At 64.3% G+C, this 15,796-nt stretch carries 17 protein-coding genes; 5 read left to right on the top strand and 12 right to left on the bottom strand.

The genetic code is table 11. The features are described 5' to 3' along the window. Positions 1 to 15: 15 nt before the first annotated feature. The 3 genes from ABD742_RS19660 to ABD742_RS19650 all read right to left on the bottom strand — a co-directional run bounded on the left by ABD742_RS19660 (position 16) and on the right by ABD742_RS19650 (position 1,703). The gene (locus ABD742_RS19660) at positions 16 to 294 is read right to left on the bottom strand and encodes an acylphosphatase (protein WP_234752401.1); all 279 of its coding nucleotides are present in this window, start codon (positions 292 to 294) and stop codon (positions 16 to 18) included. Beyond that, a complete protein-coding gene (locus ABD742_RS19655; RefSeq protein ID WP_234752403.1) occupies positions 291 to 677 on the bottom strand; it encodes a VOC family protein in 387 nt (128 codons plus the stop codon). The genes ABD742_RS19660 and ABD742_RS19655 overlap by 4 nt, the downstream gene beginning before the upstream one ends. A gap of 69 nt (positions 678 to 746) precedes the next feature. Further along, positions 747 to 1,703 (bottom strand): LysR family transcriptional regulator, encoded by a 957-nt coding sequence (locus tag ABD742_RS19650; RefSeq protein ID WP_234752405.1) that lies wholly within the window; start codon positions 1,701 to 1,703, stop codon positions 747 to 749. Between the two features lie 105 nt (positions 1,704 to 1,808). Between ABD742_RS19650 and ABD742_RS19645 the strand changes: the two genes are divergently transcribed. Then, a complete protein-coding gene (locus ABD742_RS19645; RefSeq protein WP_234752407.1) occupies positions 1,809 to 2,972 on the top strand; it encodes a TDT family transporter in 1,164 nt (387 codons plus the stop codon). A 159-nt stretch (positions 2,973 to 3,131) separates the two neighbouring features. Here the strand turns inward: ABD742_RS19645 and tadA are convergent, their stop codons facing one another. Beyond that, positions 3,132 to 3,641 (bottom strand): tRNA adenosine(34) deaminase TadA, encoded by a 510-nt coding sequence (tadA, locus tag ABD742_RS19640; protein ID WP_184740910.1) that lies wholly within the window; start codon positions 3,639 to 3,641, stop codon positions 3,132 to 3,134. Positions 3,642 to 3,664: 23 nt separating this feature from the next. Between tadA and upp the strand changes: the two genes are divergently transcribed. After that, positions 3,665 to 4,300 (top strand): uracil phosphoribosyltransferase, encoded by a 636-nt coding sequence (gene upp / locus ABD742_RS19635; RefSeq protein ID WP_234752409.1) that lies wholly within the window; start codon positions 3,665 to 3,667, stop codon positions 4,298 to 4,300. A gap of 103 nt (positions 4,301 to 4,403) precedes the next feature. Here upp and ABD742_RS19630 read toward each other — a convergent pair whose 3' ends face one another. Further along, positions 4,404 to 5,111 (bottom strand): TetR/AcrR family transcriptional regulator, encoded by a 708-nt coding sequence (locus ABD742_RS19630; protein ID WP_234752411.1) that lies wholly within the window; start codon positions 5,109 to 5,111, stop codon positions 4,404 to 4,406. A gap of 101 nt (positions 5,112 to 5,212) precedes the next feature. Between ABD742_RS19630 and ABD742_RS19625 the strand changes: the two genes are divergently transcribed. The 3 genes from ABD742_RS19625 to ABD742_RS19615 all read left to right on the top strand — a co-directional run bounded on the left by ABD742_RS19625 (position 5,213) and on the right by ABD742_RS19615 (position 7,937). After that, a complete protein-coding gene (locus tag ABD742_RS19625) occupies positions 5,213 to 6,682 on the top strand; it encodes an MFS transporter (protein ID WP_234752413.1) in 1,470 nt (489 codons plus the stop codon). Positions 6,683 to 6,827: 145 nt separating this feature from the next. Continuing rightward, the gene (locus ABD742_RS19620; protein WP_234752415.1) at positions 6,828 to 7,205 is read left to right on the top strand and encodes a VOC family protein; all 378 of its coding nucleotides are present in this window, start codon (positions 6,828 to 6,830) and stop codon (positions 7,203 to 7,205) included. A gap of 54 nt (positions 7,206 to 7,259) precedes the next feature. Further along, positions 7,260 to 7,937: an HAD-IA family hydrolase gene (locus tag ABD742_RS19615; RefSeq protein ID WP_234752416.1), complete on the top strand. Its 678-nt coding sequence runs from the start codon at positions 7,260 to 7,262 to the stop codon at positions 7,935 to 7,937. On the opposite strand, the gene ABD742_RS19610 is transcribed toward ABD742_RS19615, so the two are convergent. From ABD742_RS19610 to ABD742_RS19580, 7 genes are read right to left on the bottom strand one after another with little or no spacing between them, the layout of a single operon-like run. Then, a complete protein-coding gene (locus ABD742_RS19610) occupies positions 7,872 to 8,939 on the bottom strand; it encodes a LacI family DNA-binding transcriptional regulator (RefSeq protein WP_234752418.1) in 1,068 nt (355 codons plus the stop codon). The genes ABD742_RS19615 and ABD742_RS19610 overlap by 66 nt on opposite strands. Continuing rightward, a complete protein-coding gene (locus tag ABD742_RS19605) occupies positions 8,936 to 10,213 on the bottom strand; it encodes a neutral/alkaline non-lysosomal ceramidase N-terminal domain-containing protein (RefSeq protein WP_234752419.1) in 1,278 nt (425 codons plus the stop codon). Before ABD742_RS19605 ends, ABD742_RS19610 begins: the two co-directional genes overlap by 4 nt. After that, positions 10,210 to 11,373 carry an N-acetylglucosamine-6-phosphate deacetylase gene (locus tag ABD742_RS19600; RefSeq protein WP_234752420.1) on the bottom strand — a complete coding sequence of 388 codons (1,164 nt, stop codon included), beginning with the start codon at positions 11,371 to 11,373 and terminating at the stop codon, positions 10,210 to 10,212. Before ABD742_RS19600 ends, ABD742_RS19605 begins: the two co-directional genes overlap by 4 nt. After that, positions 11,370 to 12,134 carry a sugar isomerase domain-containing protein gene (locus tag ABD742_RS19595; RefSeq protein ID WP_234752421.1) on the bottom strand — a complete coding sequence of 255 codons (765 nt, stop codon included), beginning with the start codon at positions 12,132 to 12,134 and terminating at the stop codon, positions 11,370 to 11,372. Before ABD742_RS19595 ends, ABD742_RS19600 begins: the two co-directional genes overlap by 4 nt. Then, positions 12,131 to 12,880 (bottom strand): 6-phosphogluconolactonase, encoded by a 750-nt coding sequence (locus ABD742_RS19590; protein WP_234752422.1) that lies wholly within the window; start codon positions 12,878 to 12,880, stop codon positions 12,131 to 12,133. Before ABD742_RS19590 ends, ABD742_RS19595 begins: the two co-directional genes overlap by 4 nt. Continuing rightward, a complete protein-coding gene (locus ABD742_RS19585) occupies positions 12,877 to 14,142 on the bottom strand; it encodes an AGE family epimerase/isomerase (RefSeq protein WP_234752424.1) in 1,266 nt (421 codons plus the stop codon). The genes ABD742_RS19590 and ABD742_RS19585 overlap by 4 nt, the downstream gene beginning before the upstream one ends. Continuing rightward, on the bottom strand, positions 14,139 to 15,671 hold the full coding sequence (locus ABD742_RS19580) for a sodium:solute symporter family protein (RefSeq protein ID WP_234752425.1): 1,533 nt from the start codon (positions 15,669 to 15,671) through the stop codon (positions 14,139 to 14,141). Before ABD742_RS19580 ends, ABD742_RS19585 begins: the two co-directional genes overlap by 4 nt. Positions 15,672 to 15,796: the final 125 nt, after the last annotated feature.

The following is a 15,796-nucleotide window of genomic DNA, read 5'->3' as shown; positions in this document are numbered from 1 at the left end:
TCAGTCTGGGGAGGCTCAGTCCACCCAGAATCCGGAGAACTCGCCGGTGGCTTGCGTGAACGTGGCATCCACGTGTTTCACCCGGCCCGGGGCATCCCGGGATTGCAGCCATTCCAGCAAGGAGTCCACGGCGTCGCGATCACCTTCAGCGATTACCTGCACCGAGCCGTCCATCTGGTTGGCCGCCTCTCCGGACAGTCCCAGCATCCGGGCTTGGTGCATTGTCGAGTAGCGGAAACCGACGCCCTGGACGCGGCCGGTCACTGTGGCCGTGACCCGCACCATGGAACTCATGCGGCACCCGATCCATACGGTCGCGTGATCGCCTCCAGGAAATGCCCGTCCGGATCGGCGAAGTAGACGCCGCGTCCGCCGTCGTTGTGGTTGATCTGCTGGGGGCGGGACCGCGCAGGGTCCGCCCAATAGGCGATTCCTTCGGCCTGGATCCGGGCGAAGATCCCGTCGAAGTCGTCCTCACTGACCAAGAAGGCATAGTGCTGGGGCGAGATGGGCCGGTTCGCCGTGGCGAAATCGAGGGCCACTCCATGGTCAAAGGACACAGTCATGAAGGACCACACGGGTTGCGGCTTCGGCAATCCAAACATGTTGGCGAGGAACTCCGCGGAACGGCGCTTGTCCGTTGCGTAGACGATGGTGTGGTTGAAAGAGACGGTCATGAGGTCCTCCTCAGGTGTGCTGTCTGAGACCATCTGACGTCGAACACCCCGCAATTTCAAGGGCGCTGGCTACGCCCGCGGTTTCACCGGGGTTGCGCCGGGCCTCGGGCGAGCGGCGATAGCGGCGAGGTCTCGCGCAGGGCCGGGAGGCGGAGTATTGCCGCTCAGCCAGACCGCCGTGAGTGTGCGGCGCAGCAGCACCCCGCGCACAGGCACGACGACCAAGCGCTGAAGGACGACGTCATCCCGCACCGCGAGCGCACTTAGCACGGCAGGAGCCGTTCCTGCAGCCACCGCCGAACGGACTGCCGCCGTCGTCGGCAGTTCCACTAGGGGAGGGGCCGACGGCGGTGCGCCGGCCGCCGCGAGCACGTATTCCAAGGCGTCCCTCGTCCCGCTGCCGTGTTCCCTGGTCACCAGCGCGGTACGGGCCAGTTCGGCGGCGGTGACAGCAGACTTTCGCCGCGCCCACGGGTGGTCCGGCGCCACTACAAGGACCAAGTCGTCTTCTTGGACGCTGGCGGTGCTCAGGCCTGGCGGCAGATGCGGACTCTCTATGAACGCGATTTCGGCGTCCCCGGAACGGACGTGGGCCGCAGCGGTCTCGCTATTGGAAACCGTCAGCTCCACGACGGTAGGGGTGGCGCCGGTGCCCTCCTGTTGTCGGCGCAAGGCAACCAGCCAATGGGGCAAGAGATGCTCGGCGATGGTCTGGCTCGCTGCAACGTGCAACTGGCGGAGACTGTCCGAACGGATCGATGCGATTCCGGCGTCGAGCCGTTCCGCCGCGGCGAGGACCTCGGCCGCCCATCCGGCCACCAGAACGCCGGATTCCGTCAGCGTGGAGCCGCGGGGCGTGCGGGTCAGGAGCGGGGCGCCAATCCGTCCCTCCAGGGCTCGCATCCGGGACGAAACAGCCTGCTGGGAAAGCCTTAGCTGCTTGCCGGCTGCCGAGAGGCTCCCCAGCTCGTGCACTGCGGCGAGCATTTCCAGCGCGGAGAGCTCGGGGACACTGGAGCTAAGCACGGCTTCCCTCCTGTGGTGTTGACCAGTCAGGTACAAGTGCAGCTTGTACCCTGACAAGTCTATGCCCACTACTGCGGGGCGACGGGAACCGGAAACATGGATGGCATGGGAAAACTTTCGGACCTCTTCGCCAACCTTACGCCGAACTGGTTTGCCAGCATTATGGGCACCGGAATCGTCGCAACCGCAGCGGTGACGCTGCCCATACAGTTCCCGGGTTTGCGCATCGCAGCAACCGTGCTTTGGGGCGTGGTCTTTCTCCTCCTGATCCTCCTGACTGCCTCGACCGTGGTCCACTGGGTCCGCCATCGCGAAACGGCACTTAGCCACCACAACCACCCAGTCATGGCGCACTTCTACGGCGCACCGCCCATGGCCATGCTCACCGTTGGCGCGGCCACCTTGCTGCTTGGCAAGGACGTGATCGGCGAGCGATTGGCGCTGGGCATCGATGCGGGACTCTGGATCCTCGGCACGGTTCTCGGACTGGCAAGCGCGGTTGCCGTGCCGTACCTGCAGTTCACCCGGCACAACGTCACTGCGGCGGATGCCTTCGGCGGCTGGCTGATGCCGGTGGTTCCTCCCATGGTCTCGGCGTCCACGGGGGCTTTGCTGCTGCCGTATGTTCCTTCCGGGCAACTGGGGTTGACGATGCTCATGGCCTGCTATGCGATGTTCGGCCTCAGCCTCATGGCCTCCCTGATCATCATTCCCTTGATCTGGTACCGGCTGGCCCTTCACAAAGACCTGGCGGCCTCTGCCGTCCCTACCCTGTGGATCGTCTTGGGACCGCTGGGACAGTCCATCACGGCGGCCAATCTGCTGGGTTCCAATGCGCATCTGGTTGCGTCCGGGACGCTGGCATCTGCGTTGGAAGTGTTCGGGGTCCTTTATGGGGTGCCGGTTTTGGGTTTTGCGCTGATGTGGGCAGCCCTGGCGGCGGTCATCACTGTGCGCACCCTGCGCAGGGGTTTGCCGTTCTCACTGACTTGGTGGTCCTTCACCTTTCCGCTCGGAACCTGTGTCACGGGCTTGAGTGGTCTCGCTGCGCACACGCACTTAGCAGTCTTTGAGGCAATGGCCGTCGGGGGCTACGCGTTGTTGCTTGGCGCCTGGGCCGTTGTTGCCACGCGGACGTTCCACGGAAGTGTCGTCAAAGGAGTGCTCTTCCAAGCTCCTGGGGGTGCCGCTCCTGTAGGTGCCGCTTCTGCGGGTGTGGCATCCTGCTCGGTTGTTGGTTCCTCGTTTGGCCTGCCTCGTCGGGCATGACGGCGTGGCTGTCGCGCCCACGCGACAGGCCTGCATTACGTTGGATTTTGCTGGATCATTCCCCATCCCAGGTGTTGTTCACCGCGTGATTCCAGGGGGCTTAGGTTTGTCCACTCGAATGATTGAGCAGAATCCGACGCGGGTGTGCCTGGGCGGCTGCTATTTCCGGTGGGCTGCGAAGAAATCGCGGAGCAACGCTGAACATTCGTCCTCGCGCACGCCTGCGTAGACCTCCACCCAGTGGTTGAGCCTGCGTTCCCGCAAGATATCGAACACGGATCCGGCGGCACCGGCCTTCTCATCCCAGGCGCCGAAGACCACCCGCGGAATCCGTGCCAGCACAATGGCTCCGGCGCACATCGCACACGGCTCCAGCGTCACGACGAGGGTGCAGTCCTCGAGCCGCCAGCCGTCTCCGCCTTCGCCGAGCTCAAGGGCGTGGCGTTGCAGGGCGGCGGCCGCTTCGCGGATGGCGACGATCTCGGCGTGCGCCGTTGGGTCGCCGTGCGCTTCCCGTTCGTTCCGGCCGGCACCCAGCACGCCGCCGTCGGGCCCTAAAACGACGGCGCCGATCGGCACATCCTCCGTATCCAGCGCCCGCCGGGCCTCGTCCAGGGCCAGACCCATCCAGGCCGCGTGCTCTGCGTGATAAGGCTCGTTGGTGCTCATGCCTCAATGATAGTTTTGGAGTCATGCGCACACTCGTCGTGGACCACCCGCTGGTCGCTCACAAGCTCACCGTTCTGCGGGATAAGAACACTCCTTCACCGGTCTTCCGGCAACTCACCGAAGAGCTCGTCACCCTCCTGGCCTACGAGGCCACCCGCGAGGTCAGGACCGAACCGGTGGAAATCGAAACTCCTGTGACCAAGACGATTGGTACCGCCTTCACCAAGCCGACGCCGCTGGTGGTTCCCATTCTGCGCGCGGGCCTCGGCATGCTCGAGGGCATGACCAAGCTGGTCCCCACTGCCGAAGTGGGCTTCCTGGGCATGGCCCGCGACGAAGAGACCCTGGACATCATCACCTACGCCGAGCGCCTCCCCGAGGACCTCACCGGCCGCCAGATCTTCGTCCTGGACCCCATGCTCGCCACCGGCGGCACCCTGCGCGAGGCCATCAAGTTCCTCTTCAAGCGCGGCGCGTCGGACGTCACGTGCATCTGCCTGCTGGCCGCGCCGGAGGGCCTGGCCAAGCTCGAAGAAGAGCTTTCCGAGGCCAACGTCAAGATCGTTCTCGCCTCGATCGACGAGAGGCTCAACGAAAAGGCCTACATTGTTCCGGGCCTGGGCGACGCCGGAGACCGCCTCTACGGCGTAGCCGGCTAGCGAGGCCATCCGCGAATTCGTGGGTGCGGGCCGTGGGCTGCGTTCCGGAACGCAGTCCACGGCCCGCACCCACGGTCTCGGCCCGGACGGCGCAGCCCGAGCCTCACCCCGCCCGGCGCTGCGCCTTGCTTGCCTTGAGCACCATGGGCAGCTTGGACCGCAGGGTGCACTCAAGCAACTCCTCGGCGGTCTCGTCCTGTTCGTAGACTTCGGGCAGGCGGATGCCGATCAGGGTGTTCATGAGCATGCCCTGGGCAAGGAAGTCGCGGGAGGTTTCGGGGGACAGGCCTGCTTCGTCCCGCACCAGGCGGTAAATATCCAGGAATCCTTCCCTGGCACGTGCCCCGATGGCGGGTTCATGGCCTGACACGAAAGCTTGCATGAGCATCATGAGGATCCCGCGGTCCTCCACCAGATCCGCGTAGGCGATGGCCATGAGCTGCTTGAGCTGTTCCGGTCGTCCGCTGCCGGCGGCAGGATCAAGGTGCTGGAGTTCTTCGGCGAGTTCTCCGGCGTCGTACGCCGCGATGACGTCGCGGAATGCGCGCAGCAACTTGCCCTGGGCGCGGTCCAAGGCCTCCAGGAACAGAGTCTCCTTGGTGCCGAACATCCGCACGACGTATGGCTGGCTGATGCCCGCAGCCTTTGCCACCTGGTCCGTGGTGGAACCGGCGTAGCCACGCTCGGCGAAGACGCCGGTGGCGGCTTCCAGGATCAGTTCGCGCCGTTGAGCCGCAGGTATACGTTCGGCAGTTGCCTGGCTGGTTGAGCCGCTTTCCGGGGCGCCTGTGCCCGCTGTTTTCTTCACCACACTTGACATGTTATCAGCTGATAACTAACTTGGGCCTTTAAGTAATCATTCGATTACAACAAGTCGAAAAGCGGCACCCTCAGCGACCCCGTGGAGTCATCATGAAACGCACCATTCCCGTCTGGTTGGCCATTGTGGCGGCCTCCCTTCCCGTCTTCATGGCCACCCTGGACAACCTTGTGGTCACCAATGCACTGCCCGTGATGCACAAGGCCCTCGGCGCGAGCGTCGAGGAACTGCAGTGGATCGTCAACGCCTACTCCCTGAGCTTCGCGGCGTTCATGCTGCTGGCCGTCGGCCTGGGGGACCGCTTCGGCCGCCGCCACGTCTTCATCGCCGGTCTTGCCATCTTCACCCTGGCTTCCGCAGCGGCAGCCGTCAGCACGGATCCGTTGCAGCTCATCGCGGCCCGCGCAGTCCAAGGTGTTGGTTCCGCGGCGCTCATGCCGCTATCGCTCACCCTGCTGGTGGGCTCGGTCAGCGACAAGCTGCGCCCGCTCGCCATCGGCATCTGGGGCGGAGTCTCCGGCCTTGGTGTCGCCCTTGGGCCGCTGATCGGCGGCGCCGTGGTGGAAGGCTGGAGCTGGGAAGCGATCTTCTGGCTCAACGTTCCCATCGGAATCCTGTCGATTCCGCTCGCGATCTTCGCGCTGCCGAACGGCTTCGGCGCACGCGTCCGCGCCGACGTCGTAGGCCTTCTTCTCTCCGGACTGGGCCTCTTGGCGCTCGTCTTCGGCATTGTCCGAGGGAACGACGCCGGCTGGTCCAGTGCCGAAGTGCTCGGCGCCTTGATCGGTGGCGGGGTCCTGCTGCTCGCCTTCGTTCTGTGGGAATCCCGCGTCGCCGCGCCGCTGCTTCCGCTCCGGCTCTTCCGCGACCGTAGCTTCACCGTGGCCAACCTGATCGGCCTGACCTTCAGCTTCGGGATCTTCGGGTCCGTCTTCATCCTCATCCAGTTCCTGCAGGTGGTGCAGGGCCACGGACCCCTCGCGGCCGGCGCCATGACGATGCCCTGGACGTTGGCCCCCATGTTCGTCGCACCGCTGGCAGGCCTGCTGGCACCCCGGCTTGGCACCAGGACCCTGATGATCACGGGCCTTGCGCTGCTCACAGCCGGCATGTTCTGGCTGGCCGGAGTCCTTTCCGCGACCGTCCCGTACGAAACGTTGGTGCCAGGCTTTGTGGCCGCGGGAATCGGGATGGGCCTGGTTTTCGCCCCGATGTCGACGTCGGTGCTCGCCAACATGCGCGCCGAGGACCACGCAAAAGCGAGCGGCACCAACTCCACGCTCCGCGAGATCGGTGTAGCACTGGGCGTAGCCGTTCTGACGGCAGTTTTCACAGGAGCCGGCGGCAAACTTACTCCCACGGGCTATGTGGACGCGGCCATTCCCGCCATCTACGTTGGGGCGTCCGTCCTAGTCCTGGCCACCCTGGTGGCATGGCTCCTTCCGTCCCGCGCCCGCGCACGCAGCCTGGCGGCTCAACTCGCCGCAAGCGAGGCTGAAACCGAAGCTGGAGCGGGCGCCCGGGCGGGCATCGTCGTCGAGCCTTCCCTGCAAAACGCCTAGCCAGGTCCCGCGGATTCGCGGGTGTGGGCCGTGGGCTGCGTTCCGGAACGCAGCCCACGGCCCACACCCACGGTCGAGGCGTTGCCGCGGAGCCGGAGCGATTGCCCCCTACCGGTTTTCCGGCTCCGCCGATAGCCTTTGGCGCATGGACTGGAAACTTGAACTTGTGTTTGTCCCTGTGTCCGATGTGGACCGCGCCAAGGATTTCTACGTCAACAAAGTGGGCTTCAACGCCGACTACGACGAGCGGCCCATGGATGGCATCCGCTTCGTCCAACTGACTCCGCCTGGCTCGGCCTGCTCCATCTGCATCGGCGAGGGCCTGAACGACGCCCCTCCAGGGACCGCCCCCAGCCTGCAGATGGTGGTGGGGGATATCCAGGAGGCCCACAGCCAGCTCAAGGCCAACGGCGTGGAAGTCAGCGACATTGACATCCAGGATTGGGGCCACTTTGTCTACTTCGCCGATCCGGACGGCAACAAGTGGGCCGTTCAGTACATCCCCAACAGGCCCAACGGCTAGGACTCACACTGTAAAAGTTGGGCCGAGGACCAGCTTCAACGGCAGGATGGATTCATGAACCTGCCTGCTGAAGCCGTGAAAACCCTGACCGTCCGGGCTGTCCTGTTCGATATGGATGGCACTTTGGTGGATTCCACCGCGATCGTGGAGCAAGTGTGGAGCGAATTCGCCGGCCGGTATGGACTGGACATCGACGAGATCCTGCGGACTTCACACGGGGTCCAGGCCAAGGACACGGTGCGCCGTTTCGCCCCGGCCGGAGCTGACATCGACGCGCTCGCCGAGGAACTCGGCGAGATGGAGCGGACCCGGACGGACGGGATCGTGGCGTTGCCCGGAGCCGGGGAACTGCTGCGGTCCTTGCCGGCCGACGCCGTCGCCATGGTCACCTCGGCCGATCGGATCCTCGCCGGGGTGCGCATGCAGGCAGCCGGACTCGAGATGCCTGCGACCACTGTCACCTCCGAGGCCGTGACCCGCGGCAAGCCCGACCCTGATGGCTACCTCAGGGCCGCGGCGCTGCTGGGTGCCGAGCCGGCCGACGTCGTCGTGTTCGAAGATGCCCCCGCGGGCATCGCTTCCGCCCGTGCGGCCGGCATGCGGACCGTGGTGGTGGGCGACGCCGGCGGCGAGGCAGCGGATGGGCTGTGGCAGATAGCGGATTACTCAGCTGTCACTGCCACGGCCAGTCTGGACGCTTCGGGTCGCCGGGTAATCGAGCTCCGGTTCTAGCGTTAGCGGGCTGGACGTAGGCCGGACCGGTCCTGCTGTTCCCCTGAGGACGAGGGTTCCTTCGAAGATGATCCTCGCTCCGGGCAGGCTGGTTGAGCCTGGGTTCTCGGATAGGGCAGCGACGGCGCGCCGGGCTGCTGCACCGACATTGACCGCGATCGTCGAAAGTGCAGGAAACGTTGTGGTCGCGAGGGTGTCGTCGCATCCGATGACGCTCAAGTCCTTCGGGACGTCCACGCCTGCGGCAGCAAACCCGCCCATCAGGCCGTGCGCGATGACGTCGTCGAAAGCGATGACTGCGGTGACGCCGGACACTGCCACCGAATCGCTGAGAGCCTTCGCCGCTTCGTAGGTGCCCGGATCCGCGCTGAAGTGCGTGACCTCGAGGGCATGGACCTTCGAGAAGTTGTCCACGGCCGAGCGACGCTGCTTGTTTGCCCAAGATTGTGGTGGCCCGCCGACGTAGGCTACGCGACGGTGGCCGAGCTCGGACAGGTGCGTCAGCGCGGAGCGGATGGCCGCCGTGGTGTCCAGCAGTACCCGGTAGGTCTCCTGAACATCGCGGTTGATGAAGGCCACGCGCTGGGAATCGGCGATTTGCCGGATGCGGGCCGAAGCGAGCCGGGATGAAACGACGATCAGCCCTTCAACCTGGGGCGCCATCCGTGAGATGAGACGGTCTTCGCGATTCGGGTCTTCATCCGTGTCCGCCAAGAATACGGATAGTCCGAGGTCGCTCGCGTAGTTTTGAGCCGCCCGGACCAGCGGAGGGAAGAACGGGTTGGCAATGTCCGGCACGATGAGTCCGATCGCCCCGGCACGACCTGTCGAGAGGGCGCGTGCGTGATGGTTCGGTACGTAGCCGGCGGCTTCGGCAGCTTTTTGTACCAGCGCCACCGTCTCCGGTTTGAGGAGGTTCGGCCGGGTAAAGGCCCTCGACACGGTTGAGGGAGCGATGCCGAGTTCGGCCGCCAACTGCGTGATGGTTGGACGGCCTGTCATTGGAGCTCACCCATGAGTTCCAATGCGGCCTGGATCAGCGCTTCGGCACTGCCAGGCGCGAAAGGGGCCGGCATGCCGTAGTAGCGGTGCGCGTCCTCCACCTCGTATCCTCCGAAATCATATTCATCAGCGGTCGGGAAGTATCCTGGGCACCCGTTGGTGTAGCCGGTGACGAATACGGGCCCCTCGACCCGGGAGGCGATGGCTTCCGTTGCGGCCAGGAATGGTTCTCCGGGTAATCCTACGAGGGTCAGGCCCTGCCAGTTGAAGACGCTCACCGGGGCCTCCCAGGACATTTCCTCTTCGGGACTGCGGTCCATGGCCCACTGCTTCCACGCGTTGAGAAGGGATCGCCGGCCCGGAGCTGCCGAAACCGCTTCGGCCTCCCACTGCCGGCTCAACTCCGCGGGCGAAACCGCATCGCGCGAATTCATTGCCACGCTGATGGTCCTCCGGGCGGCGGAGGTCTTCCCGGAATCGGAGACGGATAGGAGCGGGGTCCCCAACACGGATGCGGCCACATGTTCTCCGATCTTGCGCGCCTGCTCCATCGTCCTGCCGGCGGAGCCGGAAAGCGTGTACGACGCGTCGGCGGGATGGCCCGAGTTGATGTCCCCGGCGGTCCCGGGCAGGAAAAGGGCCACTGAGCCGGGGGAACGTTCCTCCAGGACCCTCCTGGTGAACGCCGGGTAATCGCCGCTGATGAGCCGGTTTTCCGGACCCAGGACCACCGGGTGGCAGGGATAGAGAACAATCCAGGCAACCACTTCTCCGCTTGCGTCGTTGAAAGAGGCAACCTGGACTGGCGGATCCACGGCACGTTCGGGATGGCGTCGGTTCCTGGCAACGTCCACTCCGCGAGATTGGCCGTATTGCAGGGTCGCCGGCCGCTGGGAGGCCACGGCGGCCTCCGTGGCCTCGCGGCAAGCCAAGACGATCTCCTCCAGGAGCCGCGGATCATGGCCTCCGAGCCGGCCCGGCATGACGCACGGGCCCGCGTGCGTGTGGGTCGCGGTGATCGCGACACGTTCCGGCATAAGCGGCAAACCGTGTGCGATGCGGGTGCATGTGTCTTCATGGAGGCCGCATACATCCACAGTGATCCAGCAGGTGTCATCGACGGCCAGCGCCCGGATGGTTAGGGGATCGTGGACGCCGGTGCTCGGTTCCGTCCTAGCCGCGAATCCGGCCATTGGGGTACCTGCGGGCGGAAAGATCTCGACGACGGCGGCGCCGACTCGCAGGACGGCCTGCTCGGGTTGGCTGGTACTCATTCCGGTTCGCCCGATACCTTTCGACCGCCTTGGATAACCGCGGTAATGGTCCCTGCTTCGGGTCCGCCCGCGGTGATCAGGACAAAATCTGCCGGGGAACCGACTTGAAGGTGGCCGAGCCCCGGTCGGGTACCCGGGATCACCCGGGCGGGAGTGGACGTCACCATTTTGAGGGCTTCCGATAGATCCAGGCCGACATTTCGGATCACGTTCCGGAAACCGTCCGGGAGGGTAGCGGCGGCCCCTGCGAGCAGATCCGTGCCCACATGGGAGAGCCTCCCGCCAGGGGCAAGATCCACGAGGCCGCCCACGGAAGTACGGTGGCGGCCTGGCTCGCTGCCGGCCAGCGCGGTGCTGTCCGAAACCAGATAAGCGCGTTCGGGGGTCTTGGCTCTGATCATGACTTTCAGCGTATCGCTGGGCAAGTGGTGGCCATCCGCTATGAGTCCTGCCGTGAGGCGGTCGTCAGCGAGTTGAGTCCACAGGGCATTGGGGTGCCTGGGCAGGGTGGTGGCTATGCCGTTGCCTAGATGGGTGGCCAGACTGGCTCCCGCGGTGATGGCAGCCGTGATTTGTTCAGGACTCGCGTGCGTGTGTCCGATGGCCACATGGACGCCGAGTTCGCGGATTTGGGCGATCTGGGCCGGCGCGTCGGGCGTATGGGGGGAGACGGTGACGATGCCGACCATTCCGCTTGCGCGAAGCCAGCGCCGGACCTCCTGGACGTCCAAGGGGCGCACGAAGTCGGCGTCGTGGACACCCCGGGGACCGTCCTGATCCGAGATGAACGGGCCCTCGATGTGGACGCAGGGGATGGCTGCCCTGGTGCTTGGATCAATTTCGCAGGCCCGGTTGATCTGTTCGAGCGCGCCGGTGATTGCCTCTTCCGACGCTGTCACGATGGTTGGCACCCACGTCGTGACGCCCAGCTTCGCCAGCTCCGCGCTCATGTCGATGATGGTTTGCGGCGTGACGTCAGCGGCGTTGACGTCTAGTCCGCCGTAACCGTTGACCTGGCCGTCGATAAACCCCGGTGCGATGACGGGCAGCCCCTGGTCCGGATCGATCTCCCGCACCGACAGGATGGTCGTGTCGTAGGCGATTTCTATGTTGGTCCCCCGGTGGGGGTCTTTGCCCACAATGGTTTTCGGGTGTGTCACAGCTTGCGTACCCGTCCTTTGAAACGTGAAATGAATTGCTGGTTGGCTGCGTCCCCGCCTGGAGCATTTCCCGATCTCCACAATGGCGGCTCAATCCCGATTTCGTTCAGCTTGCTGATAGTGGACATCATGAGCCAGTTCAGGGTGAAGGCATTGGCGAACGTGGACACAGCTGCTGTTTTTTCCTGTGCCCCGGGGACCTTCATGACGGCGTCTCCGACAGGAACCTTCGTGTCGATGTGGTGGTCGACCACGTCGTGCAGATTCAGCTTTTGCGGATGCCGTGCGGGATGGTCACTGGCTGTTTCCTCTGCGTGCTCCCGCGAGGAAACGCCGATGGTCTTGACCGATAGTTCACGTGCCGTCAGTGCCGCGTCGATGAGGGCACTGTTGATGCCGTACGCGTTGACCAGGATCAGGACGTCCCCTGGTCCGAGGCCCGCATCCTCGATGACGATCCGGCCGTAACCCGGAGTCCGTTCCATGGCCATTGACCGGAGGGCGCCGCTGGAGAGCAGGGTGCCTTCGTCCAAAATGGCCGAGACGTGCATCAACCCGCCTGCCCGGAAGAACACCTCCTGGCTCGCCAGGTTCGAGTGACCGCCTGGGCCGTAGATGTGTACCAGTTCGTCCTTGGCCACCTGGGCCGCGAGAATGCCGGCGGCGATGCTGATGTTTTCGGCTTCTTCCAGGCGGATGCGCTCAAGGAGCTCGGTGATTTTTCCGAGGTAGTCCTGCGAGAGCTGCTCACTTGCGTTCATCGCGGATCGGATTCGGCGTCGAGGTAGATGGTGACGTTGGGGTGCGTGCGAAGCGCAGTACCGGGATGGTCTCCGCTGACCGGCTGGCTCAGCGTGTTGTGGACGGCCATCCTTTTGGCAAGACCGGGCACGGAAGCGATGATTTCGGAGGCATGCAACAACCGCGGGATGGAGACGGTGATGGCGCGCTGCGGAACGCCGTCGACACTCGCGAAATGCCCTTCGTCCACCTGTTGTTGGCGGCTTACCTGGTCCAGGTTGATGACGCGGGCGGGCAGCGGGTCAGTGAGGTCGGCCGGGGGATCGTTGAAGGCAAGATGGCCGTTGACTCCCAAGCCCAGCAGGACGAGGTCAAAGGGATCTTGGCCCATCAGCGTGCCATAGCGCTGCGCTTCCTCTTCGGCGGGGTTCCCCGGGTTTATGCGGTGAAAGGTGGTCGACGGAAGGTGGCTGAAGAACTTGCGTTGCAGCCAGTTTCCGAATCCTTGAGGTGCGTCCGCCTCGAGCGCGAGGTAGTCGTCCATGTGGAAACACGTTATGCGGGCCCAATCGATGCCGGGTTGCTGGGCGAGCGCCTGAAGCGTTGCCTCCTGGCTGGGAGCTGCCGCGAGCATCAGCCGGACCTGCCGTTGGTTCCGGAGCGCCCTGCGTAGCGTTTCCGCTGCGTGCGCGCCGGCGTGTTTCCCCAGTGCGGCCCGGTCCGGGTGTGTGGAAACGGCGGGGCTGTAAGTGGTCTGTGCTGTCATGTGTGTGTCCTTCGGGTTTCTAGTTCAGTAGTCAGGAGGAGTGATCGGGCTATATGGAAGGGGTCCTTGACTGGCAGCGCCACCACCTTGTCGAGGGGCTTTCCCGCGCGGTCGCGTATTTGCAGCCACTCCTGGCCGGAGGGGTCCGGAAATGTGTCGAGGGTGTAGGACCAGATTCGCTCATGCCAGTCCAGGAGGTCGGGACGCCCGAAACGCTCGGCGAGCAGCCTGCTCGCGTAGAGGGCCTCAACCTGGACCCACCAGAGCTTGGTGTCCCATGTCTGGGTCACCAAGGTTTCGTAGGTGTCGTTGCCGAGGAGCCTGCCCCGTGGTTCTGCTCCGGTGCCGTCGACGTATCGGAAGATGCCGCCGTGCTGGTCATCCCAGCCGGCTTCCAGTGCCCGGACGGCAAGGTCCGGTAGCCAGTCCGGAATGTGAGGTGCGAGATCAGGCATGATCTCGACTGCTTCCATGACCATCCAGAGCATCTCTAGAAGGTGACCGGGGGTTCGGTGGCGGGCCAGGAGGGTGTCCAGGTCATCGCTGCTGTCGGGTCGGTATTCCCACCAGGAGTCGGCCTTCCACATGCCTTCAGAGGTGCCGTCGCCGAGGAGCTGGGACAGCGCGGCACCGGCTGTGTCGGCGCTTTCAGCAGAGCCGCTGGCCAAATGCAGCTGGGCGCCCACATTTAGTAGCAGCATCAGCCCGGCCGCGTCCTTGAATCCGGCCCGGACGGGGTATGGCTCGGACGGAGCGTTCCGGGCCTCGATTCTTTCTTCGGCGTGGGCGAGAAGTGCGTGGGCTGATTGCAGCCACCCTTCACGTTCCCGCTCTGAAGCTTGGGGAAGCCGGGCTGCACCCGCCAGGCCCAAGGCCGCAAAGAGGTCGGCCAGTACACTGACCGCGATCTCCCCTTGCGGCCCGGACGGTAGCGCCTGCCCTTCAGCCGATGTGCGGTATGCCGTCACACTGCCGTCCAGGATGGCGTGTTCTTGGATGAACCTGGCCGTTTCAATCGACAGAGTGGCCCACAACCGGGGATCTTCGCCGATGATTCCGGCCTCGCTGTCCAGCGCAATCCTTGAGCAGAGCCAGGCCCAGCGGCCTTGGGACCACGTATATTTTTCGTTCGAAAGCAATCGTCCTGAGTTGGAAAAGCAAGTGAAAACCCCGCCGATTTTCCTGTCGACTCCGTTCTCGAGCCACCAAGGGAGGACGCCCTTGAGCAGCTGATTCCGTATTTCGGATCCGGTTGTGCTCATGCGACGGCGCTTTCAACTGGAAGCGATACGGCCGGCTCAAGGTCGCGGTCAAGGGACTCGACAAGGGCGTCGGAAGCCTCGTTGTGCCAAGGGCGCAGCCAGCCGAAGACGCAATAGACGATCGCGGACGCAAGCACCGGGGCGGCCACGTTGATTGTCTGCGCACTGGCCGTGCCCAGGCTCGCGATGGGAGCGGCCAAGGCGTACTTTGCGAGTGCGAAAACGATCAAACCGGTGGCCCAGGAGAACAAGGCTGCCGATGGGCCGCAGCGCCGGAATGGGCGCAGCATCCCCAGCAGCATGGGAACGGCGATTGGCCCCACCAAGGCCCCGAACCAGAGGATTATCAGGCCCAGGACGCCGCCGAATGAATCCGCGCTCAGGGCAATGACCATCGACAAGCCGATGAACAGGAAGGTGGAAATCCGGCCACCCAGTAGTTCCGCACGCGAAGTCAGGGGCCGCCGGGAACCGCGCAACGCAGGGATGATGTCCCGGATGACGACGGCGGAAATCGCGTTGGCGTCCGAAGAGGTCATGGCCATGGTGTGTGAGAACATTCCGGCGACGACCAACCCCACCAGGCCGACCGGCAGCAGCTGCTGGGTCAGGAGCGCATAAGCCTGATCCGGGTGCGTCAGATTGGGCAAGATCAGGGGCGCGGCCCACATGGGGAAGAAGAGCACCAGTGGCCACACGAGATAAAGCGCGCCCGAAAGCAGGACTGATTTGCGGGCCGCTGTGCCGGACGGGGCGGCAATGAAGCGTTGAGCCAGATTCCAGGTTCCTCCGTTGTAGGAAATGGTGCTGATCAGGCAGTAGGCGAGGAAGAATCCGATGGTGTAGTCGCCGGCGAATGGCTGCGAGTGGGAGGCCGGCAGCCGCGACCAGATTCCGGCGATCGAGGAAACGCCCCCAAGTTTGGCCACGGCGAAGATGAGCATCGCAATGCCCGCCACGGACTGGATGATGAATTGGCCCATATCGGTCAATGCGTCCGCCCACAAGCCGCCAATGGTCGAGTAGATGAGCGTGACCCCGCCGACGATCAGGATGCCGACTGCAATCGGAACCCCGGCGAACACGTTCAGGAGGATCGCACTAGCCGCCCACTTGGCGGCTACGTCGAAGACTTTCAACGCAGCACCGGACCAAGCCAGTACTTGCTGAGCGGGCAGGTTGTAGCGCGTGGCCAGGTATTCGAGCGGGGAGATGATTCCGAAACGCTGCCTCAGGCGCGGCCAGCGCGGGGCGAAAAAGACAGAGCCCACAAGGCAAGCGATGGTGATCGTGAGCGCCCACCAGACATACAGCGCGAAACCGGTGGTGTAGGCGATGGCGGCGTAGGCCACGAAGACAGCAGCCGAATAGCCGGACATGTGGTGGGAAATTCCCGCCAGCCACCACGGCATCTTCCCACCGGCGGTGAAGAAGTCGGCAGCGTTTTTCACTCGACTCTTGGCCCACCAGCCAATCCCTATCATGACCACGAAGTAGGCCCCTAAAACGAGCCAGTCGGCGAAATACATACATCCTCCTTGATGCGATGAAGCTTGGAAACAGGATCTGCAGTGGCGTCCACTTTTCTATGCAAACGTTTGCAAAACAAGGGGTTTTTTGAAAGTTTTCTTCTGGGGACCCCGAAAGCGGCAAA

This window comes from Arthrobacter ramosus (assembly GCF_039535095.1).
GTDB classification, from domain to species: domain Bacteria; phylum Actinomycetota; class Actinomycetes; order Actinomycetales; family Micrococcaceae; genus Arthrobacter; species Arthrobacter ramosus.
The sequence above is the reverse complement of the archived record's forward strand: the minus strand, read 5'-3'. Positions and strand labels throughout refer to the sequence as shown.